Consider the following 15,036-nt stretch of genomic DNA (forward strand, 5'->3'; position numbering starts at 1 on the left):
GGCCTCTCTACATACAAGGTCAGGGGCAATGCCTGCCTTCAGGAGCGATCGGCCTCCCCGGAAGTGCTTCTTCAGCCCGACGAGAATAACCTCTCCCGCTAGGCCAGACACAACATACAAGGAGCGGCCTTGTGTCGCGAAAGGGCTGCAAAGCAGCCCCGGCAATTCAGAAGGTATAGGAAACCCCGGCCTGCACCGTGCGCGGCGCACCTGGGTAGGCGTAGAGGTTGAATGCTCCCTCGTCGTATTCCTTGTTGAACAGGTTCTTCAGGTCGAGATTGAGGCGAATGTTGTCGTTGACCTTGTAAAAGGCCAGCAGGTCGACAACGGTGTACTGGTCCATGTTGTAAGTCACTGCCTCGGTCTGGCCATTGCGGTCATCGACGTACTTCACCCCAACCCCCAGCCCAAGGCCTTTTGCCAATCCGTCCTGGAATTCGTAGGTGTTGAGCAGGCTGAAGCTGTTCCTTGGAATGTTCGCCAGCCGGGTGCCAGTGGGCAGGCGGTTGTCCTTGGTCACTTCAGCGTCCACGTAGGCATAACCACCGATCACGCGCCACTCCGGTGTCAGGTTGCCGGCGATGTTGATATCCAGGCCACGGCTACGTACTTCGCCAGCGGCAAGATTGTAGTTGGGGTCTGCCGGGTCGCGTGTCAGCACATTTTCCTTGACGATGTGGTAGATCGCCGCGTCAACGCTCAGCTGGCGGTCCGGCGCTTCCCATTTCACCCCCAGTTCATACGACTTTCCTTTCTCCGGGTCGAAGCCCGAACCTTGCAGGCTGGCGCCGCTGTTGGGCTTGAATGAACGGGCGGTATTGGCATAGACGGCGACAGTGTCGGTCAGGTCGTAGATCAGGCCGAAGCGCGGGGTGACGCCGTTTTCCCCCTTGCTGAAGTCGCGGTTTACGGGCCGCTTGTCGTCGTAATCATGCTCGAAGCGTTCGAAGCGCACACCGGCCAACGCCTTCAGGCGCTCGGTAAGGGCCACCTGGTCCTGGATGAAATACGCCCAGGTCTCGAGCTTCTCGCTGTCCCAGGTAGTGGGTACCGCTGCCAGCTCCGGCCGCGGCTGGCCTAGTACCGGGTTGTAGATATCGATCGTGTAGGGCGCGGTGGAACGTCGAATGATCGAACTGTAGTGGTAATTCTCGTACTCAACGCCGGTCAGCAGGGTATGGCTGAACCCACCTGTATCGAAATGCCCGGTGAGGTTCAGCTGCCAGTCGCGGTCGGTCCACTCCAGCTTGCGGTAATTGAAGTTGCGCTGCAGGGTACGGCCATCTGCGGGGGCACTGGTGGCCTCTACAGCATTGCCTTTGAGCGAGCCATCGAGGTACTGGAAGCCTCCACCCAGCGTCCAGTTGTCGTTGAGCAGGTGCTCGAAGCGCACCTGCGCCATGTTGTTGTCGTTGTGCAGCAGGTTGTCGCTGCCTTTTTCCCAGATGTAAGTGTCACGCGAGGCGCTGCCGGTCTGGGTCGGGTAGCGTGTCAGGCCACGGTCCAGCGGGTGGTTGTTGCGCATGAAATCGCCTTCGAAGACGATCTTGGTGCTGTCGTTGACCTGCCAGCTGAGCACCGGCGCCACGTCATAGCGCTCGCTTTCCACATCGTCACGGAAGCTTTCGCCGCCTTCGCCCAGCAGGTTCAGGCGGTAGGCCAGCGAGCCGTCCTGGTTCAGCGGCCCGGTGGCGTCCAGGGTCGCGCGGTGCATGCCTTGGTCATCGAACTGGCTGCCCAGGGTGACTTTCGACTCTGGCAGCGGCTGCTTGCTGACCACGTTGAAGGTGCCGCCGGGGTCGCCACGGCCGTACAGGCTGCTGGCCGGGCCACGGATCACTTCCAGGCGCTCGACGGTATTGGCGTCGGGGGCGTTGGGGTAGCCGCGGTTGATCGGGAAACCGTTGCGGTAGAACTCGCCGGTGGTGAAGCCGCGCACGGTGAAGGTGGTCAGGCCCTGGCCGCCGAAGTTGTTGGCGCGGCCGACACCGCCGGCGTAGTCCAGGCCGTCCTGCAGACGTGTGGCGCCAGTGTCTTGCAGTACATCCTTGGGCACCACGCTGACCGATTGCGGGGTTTCGTGCAAGGCGGTGTCGGTGCGGGTGGCGCTGGCCGAGCGGCTGGCCTTGTAGCCCTCGACCGGTCCATCGGCACGCTCGCTGTCGGCACTGCTGGTGATGTTCAGGGCCTGGAGTTCGATCTGGGCGGGTTCGCCGAGCGGTTCAGGCTCGGCAAAGGCCAGTGGGGAGACAGCATGAAGCACACAAAGCGAAACGAACGTGCGACGCATCGACAGTACGATCCTGGAGTAGGGCGCTGAGGGTAGGGTGAGCAAACGCCGAGAAACTACTACGAATCATTATCAAAAGCATTATTTTTGTGTGGTACTGGTGTACCAGATACCAAGAGTGAAATCCGTATTGGCCTCTTCGCGGGTAAACCCGCTCCCACAGGGGCTCACAAGGCCTTGGGCAGTGGAGTTACCTGTGGGAGCGGGTTCACCCGCGAAGAGGCCCGCGCAGGTGACTCGGCACTCAGCGAACCGCCTTGATCGCCAGCACATTGCACAACGGATGCTCCAGCACATGCGCCGTGGTCCCGCCCAGGAACGTCTGCATGGCGTCATGCCGGTGGCTGCCCATCACGATCACATCCACTCGGTTGTGGCCGACGAACTGAGCAATGGCCTTGATCGCGGTCCCTTCGAGGAAGTGCCTGCGCTCCAGCGGGATCTGGTGATGGTCGCCCAGCCGGTTGAACGCCGCCCGCTGCGAGGTCCGCACGCTGACATCGAAGCCGGGCATGGTCACCGTACCGGCGCCGAAGTCGGCTATGTGGGTCTTGGCCGCATCGCACACATGCAGTAGGTGCAGCTCGGCGTTGCACTGCAGGGCCAGGGCATGGGCGCAGTGGATCACCTGCTCATCCAGATGCTCGCCAGCGCCATGGCTGTTCAGGTCCACTGCGGCGGCTATCTGCCGGGGCAGGGGCAGGCGGATATCGCTGACCAGGTGCACGGCGACCGGGCTGTCCTTGAGCAGTTGCCAATCCAGTGGCGTTACCAGCAGGCGTTTGAGCACCGGTTCATGCTGCACGTCCTTGATCAGCAGGTCGCAACCCAGCTGTTCGACTCGCTCCAGCACGCTGGCCAGCGGGTCGCGGGTCAGCAGCAGCTCGGTAGACACATCCAGGCCGGCGTTGGCCAGTTGTTCGGCTTCATCTGCCAGCCATTGGCGGTTGTCGCTGAGTAATCGCTCACGCTCGCGGCTATCGCTCATCAAGCCGAAGGTGTCGACATCGTCGACGAACACGTTGATATCCAGCAAGGCACCGCTGGATTCCGCCAACGCCGCAGCGCGTTGCAGCGCCGGCGTGTGGCGCATCTGCGGGCCGAGCATGACGAACAGACGCTTGAACTGGCTCATCTCACACCTCCACGTGTGGCAGCCCCCCGATGATCTGGTCTTGTTCAGTCTAGACCGCGCCGGGCTGCATGAGCACCTGACGTCGGGTATGATGCGGGCCCCATCATTTTCACGAGGCCCGCCCCATGTCCCTGAGCGCTGAACAGATCGGCGAATTCCGTGCCTTCGCCGAGCAGCTGGCCGATGCTGCTGCTGTGGCGATCAAGCCATACTTTCGCGCCAGCCTGGACGTCGAGGACAAGGGGGGGCGGCTGTACGACCCGGTGACGGTGGCCGACAAGGCCGCAGAGGACGCCATGCGCGAGCTGATCCAGGCACGCTATCCCGAGCATGGCATCCTCGGCGAAGAAGCCGGCGTTGCAGTGGGCAGCAGCCCGCTGACCTGGGTGCTCGACCCGATCGACGGCACACGTGCCTTCATCACTGGCCTGCCGCTGTGGGGCACATTGATTGCCTTGAATGACGGCACGCGCCCGGTAGTCGGAGTGATGAACCAGCCGTTCACCGGCGAGCGCTTTGTCGGCACCCCGGAAGGCGCCTGGCGCGCCGGCACGCCGTTGAAGACCCGCGCCTGCGCCGACCTGGCTTCGGCCACGCTGATGTGCACCACACCGGACATGTTCGATACTGCCGAGCGCAAGGCCGCGTTCGAAGCCGTTGCCGGCAAGGCGCGCTTGATGCGTTACGGTGGCGATTGCTATGCCTACTGCATGTTGGCTTCGGGCTTTGTCGATGTGATCGTCGAGGCGAGCTTGCAGCCGTATGACGTGCAGGCGCTGATGCCGATCATTGAAGGGGCGGGGGGGGTGATCACCGCCTGGGATGGCAGCAGTGCGCAGGATGGCGGTTGTGTGGTGGCCTGTGGTGACCCGGCGCTGCATGCGCTGGTGGTGGAGATGTTGCGGCACGCCATGTGATTCATGTGTTGCCTGTGCCGGCCTCTTCGCGGGTAAACCCGCTCCCACAGGTACTGCACAGTTTTCAGGATTTGTGGTGATCTTGTGGGAGCGGGTTTACCCGCGAAGAGGCCGGCACAGGTATCCAAAACCCCCGATCACCGCACTTTTTCCGATTTCCGGGCTCTATGCTTGGCCAGGCCACACTGATCCTCGGTGCGGCCGCCGAATATCGACCCGGTGCCGATGGTTGCAAGCAATCCCAATGTCCTCTCCCGTCTGCTGCTGGCAGGCGCCCTCACATGCCTGTGCGCCTGCACCCAGCAGCAGGGGCGCGACATGCTCAACCAGTTCGGCAACGGCAAGCCCAGCGAACTGTTCCAGACCAGCGTCGACCGCCTGGCCACGCTGTCGATGCGCGACAACCTGCAGAGCTTGTACCTGCTGATGAACAAGCTGTACCTGCGCAACCCCAACCAGTGGAAGATGTCTGGCTACGTGGATGCTGCCACTGCCGAGCGGCAGATCCGTATCGCCATCGAGCAACGCCAGCCCTTGCCGCAATTGGGCAACCGTCGTGATCTTGCAGCCTTGAGCTACGCCCTGAGCCCCGAGTTTCGCGGTGACCGGGTCGGTGCCTTCATCTACGCCATCGGCAGCATGCTGATCACCGCGCACGGCGGCCGTACCGAGTTCTACATGACCGATACCATCGACCCGCTGTTCGTCAACAACGCGGCGCGCAATATCGAGAAGGCCACCTGGATGTTGAGCCAGCGACAGGATGCCAATGGTGTGCTGCTGTTGTTCTCCAACGAGATCTCGGAAGAGGGCAGCAACCTGAGTTTTGCCGTGGAGTTCGGCAAGATCGTGGCGCGGCTGGACTTGCTGGCGGAGTTGCTGGATGAGCGTTATCGGCGCATTGGTTTGAATTACGCACAAAGCCTGCTGTTGATGAATTTCTTGCCGGTGCAGTGAATTGGGCTGGCCTCTTCGCGGGTAAACCCGCTCACACAGGTACCTTACCCCTTCAGGCTGGTGGTATCTCTGTGGGAGCGGGTTCACCCGCGAAGAGGCCAGCACAACCGTTCGATAAACGAACACTGACCCTGTCCTGCCTGTCCGCTATCCGCCCATCCATTCCCAAGGTCGCATTGCCCAACCCCCGCCTTTTTGCTTAAGTGTGCCCATCCACCGGCTGTCGCCTGCCCCCGCGACCCGCAGCCGGCTCGATAGAATGACTGTGACGACCGCAACCACAGCCCACCGGGCCGTAGGGAGCGGCAACCAGAACAATAACGATACCGAGTGCCTTGCCTATGGAAAGCCGCCTGCTGAGCGAGCGCAGTAGCGTGTTTCATCACGCCGACCCTTATGCTGTGTCCGATTATGTCAACCAGCACGTAGGCCAGCATTGCATCGGCTTGTCCCGCACCACTCATCCGCAAGCCAGCCTCAGCCACCGCAAGTTCGCTGAACTCGACCTGTGCCGCATCAGCTACGGCGGCAGCGTGCGCGTTACCTCGCCGGCACTGGAAACCATCTACCACCTGCAGGTGCTGCTCAACGGCAACTGCCTATGGCGCGGGCACAAGCGCGAGCATCATCTGGTGCCAGGCGAGCTGTTGCTGATCAACCCCGACGACCCGGTTGACCTGACCTACTCGGAAGACTGCGAGAAATTCATCCTCAAGGTGCCGACCCGGTTGCTGGACTCGATCTGCGATGAACAGCGCTGGCACCGACCCGATGGCGGGGTGCGGTTCTTGCGCAACCATTACCGGCTGGACGAGCTGGACGGGTTCGTCAACCTGCTGGCCATGGTCTGCCACGAGGCGGAGGTAATCGACTCGTTGCCAAGGGTACAGAGCCATTACAGCCAGATCGTAGCCAGCAAATTGCTGACCCTGATGAGTACCAATGTCCGTCGCCAAAGCCTGAGCGCCCCTCAAGCAAGCCTTGAGCGAATTCTCGATTACATCGAGCACAATCTAAAGCTGGAGTTGTCGGCTGAGGTGTTGGCGGAGCAGGCCTGTATGAGTTTGCGTTCGTTGTATGCGCTGTTTGACCAGCATTTGGGCACCACACCCAAGCATTACGTGCGTCAGCGCAAGCTGGAGCGGGTGCATGCGTGCCTGAGCGACCCGACTTGTGGCGTGCGCAGTGTGACGGAACTGGCCCTGGACTACGGCTTCCTTCATCTGGGGCGTTTTTCCGAGGTCTATCGGCAGCAGTTTGGTGAGTTGCCGTCGCAGACGTTCAAGCGGCGGGGATGACATCCGCCCGCTTGGCCACCTGACATTTCTGCCAGTTGTTTGCATTTCATGCACAACACACCATTTGCCTTATCTCGGGTAAAAGGTAGCAATCATGTCGACTTCATTGCAGTACACCGTTTATGGGCATGATGGATGCAGTCAATACGCACCAGTGCTGCGCTTCAGCGGGCAGAGAAAAGCGCCGGTTGCAGGGCACTATTTGCTGGGGAATGGATACCGTGCGTTCAATCCGGTTTTGATGAGGTTCCTCAGCCCTGACAGCTGGAGCCCGATGGGCGCTGGAGGGTTGAATTGTTACGTCTACTGTGCTGGGGATCCCGTTAATAATACTGACCCGAGCGGTCACTTCAAGCTTCCCCGAGTGCGGTTGCCGAGCGTTCGCCCTAAGGCAGGGTTTCACATGCGAAATACAGAATTCAAAGGGAAAACAACGACTTCTCCGGTAGTAAGCGAACGTATCGTGGGAACGGTCAATGAGCTGGGCCTTGGTTATGGGAATCAGTTGAGCCACATAATGACATCGGCGGAATGGTCTGATCCTCAAATTCTACTGGTGGAAGGCACCACGCTGAAACTGATCAGCAATTATGGAGAAAACTTGAAACGGGAAGCGGGTTGGGCAGTCAGCCAAGCTGCAGCACCTATCAGTTCGCAGAGTCGACTAAGCGAGGCGATCGGCGTGCTCGTTCCGCTCTACGAAAAGATGAAGCTCGCCAAAAATACTCCTAGTGCAATCAGCTGGCTACATGACCCCAAACGGCAAATTCCGAACGTGCGAGATCCCGGCAAAGCTGGATAGCACTCTGCACAATCCGGATAGTCTCCCACCACCCGTCTCCCTAACCTGACCAGGTCTAAACAATAACAAGGGAGACCCTGGCCATGTCCCTGGGATTCGACTACCTCAATGCCTTGCTCGAGGACGACCGTGAAAAGGGCATCTACCGCTGCAAGCGCGAGATGTTCACCGACCCACGCCTGTTCGACCTGGAGATGAAACACATCTTCGAGGGCAACTGGATCTACCTGGCCCATGAAAGCCAGATCCCCGAGAAAAACGACTTCCTCACCCTGACCATGGGGCGCCAGCCGATCTTCATCGCGCGCAACAAGGACGGTGAGCTCAATGCCTTCCTCAACGCCTGCAGCCACCGCGGCGCCATGCTCTGCCGACACAAGCGCGGCAACCGTTCCAGCTACACCTGCCCGTTCCACGGCTGGACCTTCAACAACAGCGGCAAGCTGCTCAAGGTCAAAGACCCGAGCAACGCCGGCTACCCCGACAGCTTCAACTGCGACGGCTCCCACGACCTGACCAAGGTGGCGCGCTTCGAGTCGTACCGGGGCTTCCTGTTCGGCAGCCTGAATGCCGATGTCAAGCCGCTGGTCGAGCATCTGGGCGAGTCGGCCAAGATCATCGACATGATCGTCGACCAGTCGCCGGAAGGCCTGGAAGTGCTGCGCGGTGCCAGCTCGTACATCTACGAAGGCAACTGGAAGCTAACCGCCGAGAACGGCGCCGACGGCTACCACGTCAGTTCCGTGCACTGGAACTACGCCGCCACCCAGAACCAGCGCAAGCAGCGCGAGGCGGGTGAAGAGATCAAGACCATGAGTGCCGGCGCCTGGGCCAAGCAGGGCGGTGGCTTCTACTCGTTCGACCACGGCCACCTGCTGCTGTGGACCCGCTGGGCCAACCCCGAGGACCGCCCGGCCTACGAGCGCCGCGACCAGCTGGCCGCCGACTTCGGCCAGGCTCGTGCCGACTGGATGATCGAGAACTCGCGCAACCTGTGCCTGTACCCGAACGTGTACCTGATGGACCAGTTCAGTTCGCAGATCCGCATCGCCCGGCCGATTTCGGTCAACAAGACCGAAATCACCATCTACTGCATCGCGCCGAAAGGCGAGAGCGCCGATGCCCGCGCCAAGCGCATTCGCCAGTACGAAGACTTCTTCAATGTCAGCGGCATGGCCACCCCGGATGACCTGGAAGAGTTCCGCTCGTGCCAGACCGGCTACGGCGGCGGCACCGGCTGGAACGACATGTCCCGCGGCGCTGCGCACTGGGTGGAAGGCGCCGACGAGGCGGCCAAGGAAATCGAGTTGAAACCGCTGCTGTCCGGCGTACGCACCGAGGACGAAGGCCTGTTCGTACTGCAGCACAAGTATTGGCAGGAAACCATGATCCAGGCCCTGAAGGACGAACAGCAACTGATCCCCGTGGAGGCCGTGCAATGAGCCTGTATGAAACCGTGCGCGACTTCCTCTACCGCGAAGCGCGCTACCTGGACGATGCCCAGTGGGACCAGTGGCTGGAACTGTACGCCAGCGATGCCAGCTTCTGGATGCCGAGCTGGGACGATGACGACACCCTTACCGAAGACCCACAAAGCGAAATCTCGCTGATCTGGTACGGCAACCGTGGCGGCCTGGAAGACCGCGTGTTTCGCATCAAGACCGAGCGCTCCAGTGCGACCGTGCCCGACACCCGCACCTCGCACAACATCAGCAACATCGAGATCGTCGAGCAGGGCGAGGGCAGCTGCCAGGTGCGCTTCAACTGGCACACCCTGAGCTTCCGCTACAAGACTACCGACAGTTACTTCGGCACCAGCTTCTACACCCTCGACCTGCGCGGCGAACAGCCGCTGATCAAGGCCAAGAAGGTGGTGCTGAAGAACGACTACGTGCGCCAGGTCATCGACATCTACCACATCTGATCCAGGGTTTTGCGAGCGCTGCCCGGTGCGTCCCGCGACGTGCCGTGGCCAGGCTCGCCCGCGAGGTGCAACATGAGCTACCAGATCGCACTCAATTTCGAAGACGGGGTCACCCGTTTCATCGAGGCCAGCGGCCATGAAACCGTGGCCGACGCCGCCTACCGCCAGGGCATCAACATCCCGCTGGACTGCCGCGACGGCGCCTGCGGTACCTGCAAGTGCAAGGCCGAGTCCGGGCGCTACGACCTGGGCGACAACTTCATCGAAGACGCCCTGAGCGAAGATGAAGTCGCCGAAGGCTACGTACTGACCTGCCAGATGCGCGCCGAAAGCGACTGCGTCATCCGCATTCCGGCCTCGTCGCAGTTGTGCAAGACCGAACAGGCCAGTTTCGAGGCTGCCATCAGCGATGTCCGCCAGCTGTCGGCCAGCACCATTGCCCTGTCGATCAAGGGTGAAGCCCTTGGCCGCCTGGCGTTCCTGCCGGGGCAGTATGTCAACCTCAAGGTGCCGGGCAGCGAGCAGAGCCGCGCCTATTCGTTCAGCTCGCTGCAGAAGAACGGCGAGGTCAGCTTCCTGATCCGCAACGTGCCGGGTGGGCTGATGAGCAGCTTCCTGACCAACCTGGCCAAGGCCGGCGACAGCATGACCCTGGCCGGGCCGCTGGGCAGCTTTTACCTGCGGCCGATCCAGCGCCCGCTGTTGCTGCTGGCCGGTGGCACCGGCCTGGCGCCGTTCACGGCGATGCTGGAGAAGATCGCCGAGCAGGGCAGCGAGCACCCGCTGCACCTGATCTACGGCGTGACCAACGACTTCGACCTGGTCGAACTCGACCGCCTGCAGGCGCTGGCGGCGCGCATTCCCAACTTCACCTTCAGCGCCTGCGTGGCCAACCCGGACAGCCAGTACCCGCAAAAGGGCTACGTGACCCAGCACATCGAGCCGCGCCACCTCAACGACGGCGATGTGGATGTGTACCTGTGCGGCCCGCCACCGATGGTCGAGGCGGTCAGCCAGTACGTGCGCGAACAGGGCATCACCCCGGCGAACTTCTACTACGAGAAGTTCGCGGCGGCGGCCTGATTCCTTTTATCTCGAACATTACACCGCCCCCTGTGGGAGCGGGTTCACCCGCGAAGAGGCCAGCAGATACAGCGGCTTTGTCTTGTCTGACGCATTCGCGGGTAAACCCGCTCCCACAGGGGCAGCGAGAAGGCGGAAATTTGCATATGAACAACCGATTCCAAGGCAAGGTCGCCCTGGTCACCGGTGCCGCCCAGGGCATCGGCCGTGGCGTGTGCTGGCGGCTCAAGGCCGAAGGCGCGCAAGTGGTCGCGGTAGACCGTTCCGAACTGGTTCACGAACTGGCCGGCGAGGGCATGCTCACCCTCACTGCCGACCTGGAACAACATGGCGACTGCGCCCGAGTCATGGCCAGCGCCGTTGAAGCGTTCGGCCGCCTCGACATCCTGGTCAACAACGTCGGTGGCACTATCTGGGCCAAGCCCTTCGAACACTACGAAGTGGAGCAGATCGAAGCCGAAGTACGCCGTTCGTTGTTCCCCACCCTGTGGTGCTGCCATGCCGCACTGCCGTACATGCTCGAACGCGGCAGCGGCGCCATCGTCAACGTCTCGTCCATCGCCACCCGTGGCGTCAACCGCGTGCCCTACGGCGCGGCCAAGGGCGGCGTCAACGCGCTGACCGCGTGCCTGGCCTTCGAAACCGCCGGCCGGGGCATTCGTGTCAACGCCACCGCGCCTGGCGGCACCGAAGCGCCACCCCGGCGCGTGCCGCGCAACAGTGCCGAGCAGACCGAACAGGAAAAGCACTGGTACCAGCAAATCGTCGACCAGACCCTCGACAGCAGCCTGATGCACCGCTACGGCAGCATCGACGAGCAGGTGGGCGCGATCCTGTTCCTCGCTTCCGACGAAGCTTCGTACATCACCGGCGTGACCTTGCCGGTAGGGGGCGGCGACCTCGGCTGAGCGACCCTCAAGGCAAAGAGCTTTCTTTCACAACAAAAACAAGAGCGACAGATGCCATGCGAACCCTTGACGTACACCCGATCATCGATAATGCGCGCTTTACCCCGTTCCACTGGATGGTCATGGCCTGGTGCGGCCTGCTGCTGATCTTCGACGGCTATGACCTGTTCATCTACGGCGTGGTACTGCCGGTCATCATGAAAGAATGGGGCCTGACCCCGTTGCAGGCCGGTGCGCTGGGCAGCTATGCGCTGTTCGGCATGATGTTCGGCGCCCTGGCGTTCGGCAGCCTGGCTGATCGTATCGGGCGCAAGAAGGGCATCGCCATCTGTTTCGCCTTGTTCTCCGGGGCGACCATCCTCAACGGGTTTGCCAGCAGCCCGAGCGAGTTCGGCATCTACCGTTTCATTGCCGGCCTGGGCTGTGGCGGCCTCATGCCCAACGCCGTGGCATTGATGAACGAGTACGCGCCCAAGCGGCTGCGCAGCACGCTGGTAGCGATCATGTTCAGTGGCTACTCGCTCGGCGGCATGCTCTCGGCGGGTGTCGGCATCTTCATGCTGCCGCGTTTCGGCTGGGAATCGATGTTCTTCGCCGCAGCGGTGCCACTGCTGCTGTTGCCGGTGATTCTCTACCACCTTCCGGAGTCGATCGGTTTCCTGGTGCGCCAGGGCCGTACCGACGAGGCCCGCAAGCTGCTCAAGCAACTGGACCCGGACTGCGACGTGCAACCTGACGATGTACTGGTCGCCCCCGTGGGAGCGGGCTTGTCCCGCGAAAGGGCCGGCAAGTTCACCGGTGTAGTCGAACTGTTCCGCAACGGCCTGGCCATTCGCACCCTGGCGCTGTGGCTGGCGTTCTTCTGCTGCCTGCTGATGGTCTACGCGCTCAGCTCCTGGCTGCCGAAGCTGATGGCCAACGCCGGCTACAGCCTGGGCTCGAGCCTGTCGTTCCTGCTGGCGCTGAACTTCGGCGGCATGGCCGGGGCGATCCTCGGCGGCTGGCTCGGCGACCGCTACAACCTGGTCAAGGTCAAGGTGGCGTTCTTCATTGCCGCCGCGCTGTCGATCAGCCTGCTGGGCGTCAACAGCCCGATGCCGGTGTTGTACCTGCTGATCTTCATTGCCGGCGCTACCACCATCGGCACGCAGATCCTGCTGTATGCCGGCGCCGCCCAGTTGTACGGGCTATCGGTGCGCTCCACCGGGCTGGGCTGGGCCTCGGGCATCGGCCGTAACGGCGCCATTGTCGGCCCGCTGCTGGGTGGTGCGCTGATGGGCATCAACCTGCCCCTGCAACTCAATTTCATCGCCTTCGCCATCCCCGGCGCAATTGCCGCGCTGGCCATGGCCGTGCACCTGGCCAGCGGCCGCCAGCATGCCCAGGCCATTGCGGCGCAAGCGTAACTCCAGAAAACAACATGAGGTAATCCACCATGACCGTGAAAATTTCCCACACTGCCGAGGTGCAGCAGTTCTTCGAAGAGGCCGCAGGCTTTGGTAACGACGCCGGCAGCCCGCGCCTGAAACGCATTGTGCAGCGCCTGCTGCAAGACACCGCGCGGCTGATCGAAGACCTGGAAATCAGCGAGGACGAGTTCTGGCATGCCGTCGACTATCTCAACCGCCTGGGCGGTCATGGCGAGGCCGGGCTGCTGGTGGCGGGGCTGGGCATCGAACACTTCCTCGACCTGCTGCAGGATGCCAAGGACCAGCAGGCAGGCCTGGTCGGCGGCACCCCACGCACCATCGAAGGCCCGCTGTACGTGGCCGGTGCGCCCATCGCCGTAGGTGAAGTACGCATGGACGACGGCAGCGAGGAGGGCCTGGCCACGCTGATGTACCTGGAGGGCCAGGTGCTCGACCCGCAGGGCCGGCCGTTGCCGGGAGCCACGGTTGACCTGTGGCATGCCAATACCCGGGGCACTTACTCGTTCTTCGACCAGAGCCAGTCCGAGTACAACCTGCGTCGGCGCATCGTTACCGACGCCCAGGGGCGCTACCGCGCGCGCTCCATCGTGCCGTCAGGCTATGGCTGCGATCCGCAGGGGCCGACCCAGGAGTGCCTGGACCTGCTGGGGCGCCATGGCCAGCGCCCGGCGCATGTGCACTTCTTCATCTCGGCGCCGGGGCACCGACACCTGACCACCCAGATCAACCTGGCCGGGGACAAGTACCTGTGGGATGACTTTGCCTATGCCACGCGCGATGGGCTGGTGGGCGAGGTGGTGTTTGTCGAGGGCGAGGCGGGGCGGTATGCCGAGCTGAAGTTCGACTTCCAGTTGCAGCGGGCCCAGGGCGGTGCGGATGAGCAGCGCAGTGGGCGGCCGCGGGCTTTGCAAGAGGCCTGATCCAGCGGGTTTGCCGCTTCGCGGGTAAACCCGCTCCCACAGGTACGGCGAAAATGCTGAAACCTGTACAGCCCCTGTGGGAGCGGGCGAGCCCGCGAAGAAGCCAACACAAAACAAGAGCCAGCCACAAAGGCCGGCCGCCGCCTTGCGAGATATTCATGAAAACCCTGATCAAGGACTGCTCCCTGTCGGCCCTGGTCGCCGGCTGCATTGCCACGATGATCTCCTACGCAGGCCCTTTGGTGATCATCTTCCACGCCGCAGAAGCCGCCGGCCTGTCCCATCGGCAACTGTCCTCCTGGGTCTGGGCAGTGTCCATGGGCAGTGCCGTGCTCGGCGCGCTGCTCAGCCTGCGCTACCGGGTGCCGGTGGTGATCGCGTGGTCGATCCCCGGTTCGGCGTTGCTGGTCACCGCCTTGCCGCAACTGGGCCTGGAACAGGCCGTAGGCGCCTACCTGGTGGCCAACCTGGTTTTGCTGTTGATCGGCATCAGCGGGGCCTTCGACCGCATCATCACGCGCCTGCCAGGTTCCATCGCCGCCGGCATGCAGGCTGGCATCCTGTTCAGCTTCGGCATCGAGGTGTTCCGCGCCTTGCCGGTGCAACCGCTGCTGGTACTGGCAATGTTCGTCACCTACGTGGTGATGCGCCGGGTGCAGCCGCGCTACGCCGTGGCGGCGGTGCTGTGCGTGGGCACGGTAGTGACCATGGCCAGCGGGGCGTTTCGCAGCGAGGCGTTGGTGCTGGAGCTGGCGTCGCCGCAGTGGGTCACCCCGCAGTTCAGCATGGCAGCGGTATTCAGCCTGGCACTGCCCCTGGTGCTGGTAGCCCTGACTGGGCAGTTCATGCCGGGCATGGCGGTGCTGCGCAACGCCGGCTACCCCACGCCGGCCAGCCCGATCATCAGTGCCAGCGCCCTGGCCGGCGCCGCGCTGGCACCGTTCGGTTGCCACGGGCTGAACCTGGCGGCGGTCACCGCCAGCCTGTGCACCGGTCATGAGGCCCATGAAGACCCACGGCGGCGCTATGTCGCGGCGGTGGCTGGCAGTGCGCTGTACCTGCTGTTGGGGATCGCCGGGGCCACGTTGATGTCGCTGTTCGCAGCATTCCCCGCCGCCCTGATTGCCGCCCTGGCCGGGCTGGCGCTGTACGGCGCAATCAGCGAGGCCTTGGCCCGCAGCCTGGCAGAACCGGCCGAACGCGATGCCGGATTGTTCACCTTCCTGGTCACCGCTTCGGGGGTGGCCTTCCTGGGTCTTTCGGCAGCGTTCTGGGGCTTGCTGTTCGGCCTGCTGGCCCATGCGTTGCTCAGGCTGCGCCAGCCACGTGCCGGGGAGGTGCTGAGCCGTACCCCATGAACCGCCGTGTTTCC

12 protein-coding genes and 1 pseudogene are annotated in these 15,036 nt (G+C 62.7%); 11 read left to right on the forward strand and 2 right to left on the reverse strand.

Annotation, left to right across the window (positions count from 1 at the left end; genetic code table 11):
* Positions 1–166: 166 nt before the first annotated feature.
* Entirely contained in the window at positions 167–2,290 is a 2,124-nt protein-coding gene (locus J5M58_RS17995) for a TonB-dependent siderophore receptor (RefSeq protein WP_207878962.1), read from the reverse strand.
* A 244-nt stretch (positions 2,291–2,534) separates the two neighbouring features.
* Complete coding sequence (locus J5M58_RS18000) at positions 2,535–3,425, reverse strand: universal stress protein (protein WP_112253981.1); 891 nt, start codon at positions 3,423–3,425, stop codon at positions 2,535–2,537.
* Positions 3,426–3,550: 125 nt separating this feature from the next.
* Here J5M58_RS18000 and hisN point away from each other — a divergent pair, with 125 nt between their 5' ends.
* From hisN to J5M58_RS18055, 11 genes and pseudogenes are all read left to right on the forward strand, one after another.
* Entirely contained in the window at positions 3,551–4,342 is a 792-nt protein-coding gene (gene hisN, locus J5M58_RS18005) for a histidinol-phosphatase (RefSeq protein WP_207878965.1), read from the forward strand.
* Positions 4,343–4,567: 225 nt separating this feature from the next.
* The gene (locus J5M58_RS18010) at positions 4,568–5,299 is read left to right on the forward strand and encodes a hypothetical protein (RefSeq protein ID WP_207878967.1); all 732 of its coding nucleotides are present in this window, start codon (positions 4,568–4,570) and stop codon (positions 5,297–5,299) included.
* 341 nt (positions 5,300–5,640) lie between these two features.
* On the forward strand, positions 5,641–6,597 hold the full coding sequence (gene benR / locus J5M58_RS18015; RefSeq protein ID WP_207878972.1) for a benABC operon transcriptional activator BenR: 957 nt from the start codon (positions 5,641–5,643) through the stop codon (positions 6,595–6,597).
* A 103-nt stretch (positions 6,598–6,700) separates the two neighbouring features.
* A pseudogene (locus tag J5M58_RS27990) lies at positions 6,701–6,946 on the forward strand (RHS repeat-associated core domain-containing protein); the annotation flags it as partial.
* Positions 6,947–7,482: 536 nt separating this feature from the next.
* Positions 7,483–8,841 carry a benzoate 1,2-dioxygenase large subunit gene (gene benA, locus J5M58_RS18025; protein ID WP_112253986.1) on the forward strand — a complete coding sequence of 453 codons (1,359 nt, stop codon included), beginning with the start codon at positions 7,483–7,485 and terminating at the stop codon, positions 8,839–8,841.
* Positions 8,838–9,323: a benzoate 1,2-dioxygenase small subunit gene (gene benB / locus J5M58_RS18030; protein WP_004374327.1), complete on the forward strand. Its 486-nt coding sequence runs from the start codon at positions 8,838–8,840 to the stop codon at positions 9,321–9,323. Before benA ends, benB begins: the two co-directional genes overlap by 4 nt.
* A gap of 72 nt (positions 9,324–9,395) precedes the next feature.
* Entirely contained in the window at positions 9,396–10,406 is a 1,011-nt protein-coding gene (benC, locus tag J5M58_RS18035) for a benzoate 1,2-dioxygenase electron transfer component BenC (RefSeq protein ID WP_112253987.1), read from the forward strand.
* A 146-nt stretch (positions 10,407–10,552) separates the two neighbouring features.
* Complete coding sequence (locus tag J5M58_RS18040) at positions 10,553–11,314, forward strand: 1,6-dihydroxycyclohexa-2,4-diene-1-carboxylate dehydrogenase (protein ID WP_112253988.1); 762 nt, start codon at positions 10,553–10,555, stop codon at positions 11,312–11,314.
* Between the two features lie 56 nt (positions 11,315–11,370).
* Entirely contained in the window at positions 11,371–12,720 is a 1,350-nt protein-coding gene (locus J5M58_RS18045) for an aromatic acid/H+ symport family MFS transporter (RefSeq protein WP_112253989.1), read from the forward strand.
* A 29-nt stretch (positions 12,721–12,749) separates the two neighbouring features.
* On the forward strand, positions 12,750–13,664 hold the full coding sequence (catA, locus tag J5M58_RS18050) for a catechol 1,2-dioxygenase (RefSeq protein ID WP_207878976.1): 915 nt from the start codon (positions 12,750–12,752) through the stop codon (positions 13,662–13,664).
* Positions 13,665–13,822: 158 nt separating this feature from the next.
* Complete coding sequence (locus J5M58_RS18055) at positions 13,823–15,022, forward strand: benzoate/H(+) symporter BenE family transporter (protein WP_207878978.1); 1,200 nt, start codon at positions 13,823–13,825, stop codon at positions 15,020–15,022.
* Positions 15,023–15,036: the final 14 nt, after the last annotated feature.

Source organism: Pseudomonas sp. 32_A (genome assembly GCF_017490905.1).
Taxonomy (GTDB): Bacteria; Pseudomonadota; Gammaproteobacteria; order Pseudomonadales; family Pseudomonadaceae; genus Aquipseudomonas; species Aquipseudomonas inefficax.

Excerpts from the sequence above, each read along its gene's own strand:
- hisN (WP_207878965.1), top strand. The coding sequence starts at position 3,551 with ATGTCCCTGAGCGCTGAACAGATCGGCGAATTCCGTGCCTTCGCCGAG.
- catA (WP_207878976.1), top strand. The coding sequence starts at position 12,750 with ATGACCGTGAAAATTTCCCACACTGCCGAGGTGCAGCAGTTCTTCGAA.
- J5M58_RS18000 (WP_112253981.1), bottom strand. The coding sequence starts at position 3,425 with ATGAGCCAGTTCAAGCGTCTGTTCGTCATGCTCGGCCCGCAGATGCGC.
- benR (WP_207878972.1), top strand. The coding sequence starts at position 5,641 with ATGGAAAGCCGCCTGCTGAGCGAGCGCAGTAGCGTGTTTCATCACGCC.
- J5M58_RS18045 (WP_112253989.1), top strand. The coding sequence starts at position 11,371 with ATGCGAACCCTTGACGTACACCCGATCATCGATAATGCGCGCTTTACC.
- J5M58_RS18055 (WP_207878978.1), top strand. The coding sequence starts at position 13,823 with ATGAAAACCCTGATCAAGGACTGCTCCCTGTCGGCCCTGGTCGCCGGC.
- benA (WP_112253986.1), top strand. The coding sequence starts at position 7,483 with ATGTCCCTGGGATTCGACTACCTCAATGCCTTGCTCGAGGACGACCGT.
- J5M58_RS18010 (WP_207878967.1), top strand. The coding sequence starts at position 4,568 with ATGGTTGCAAGCAATCCCAATGTCCTCTCCCGTCTGCTGCTGGCAGGC.
- benC (WP_112253987.1), top strand. The coding sequence starts at position 9,396 with ATGAGCTACCAGATCGCACTCAATTTCGAAGACGGGGTCACCCGTTTC.
- J5M58_RS17995 (WP_207878962.1), bottom strand. The coding sequence starts at position 2,290 with ATGCGTCGCACGTTCGTTTCGCTTTGTGTGCTTCATGCTGTCTCCCCA.
- J5M58_RS18040 (WP_112253988.1), top strand. The coding sequence starts at position 10,553 with ATGAACAACCGATTCCAAGGCAAGGTCGCCCTGGTCACCGGTGCCGCC.
- benB (WP_004374327.1), top strand. The coding sequence starts at position 8,838 with ATGAGCCTGTATGAAACCGTGCGCGACTTCCTCTACCGCGAAGCGCGC.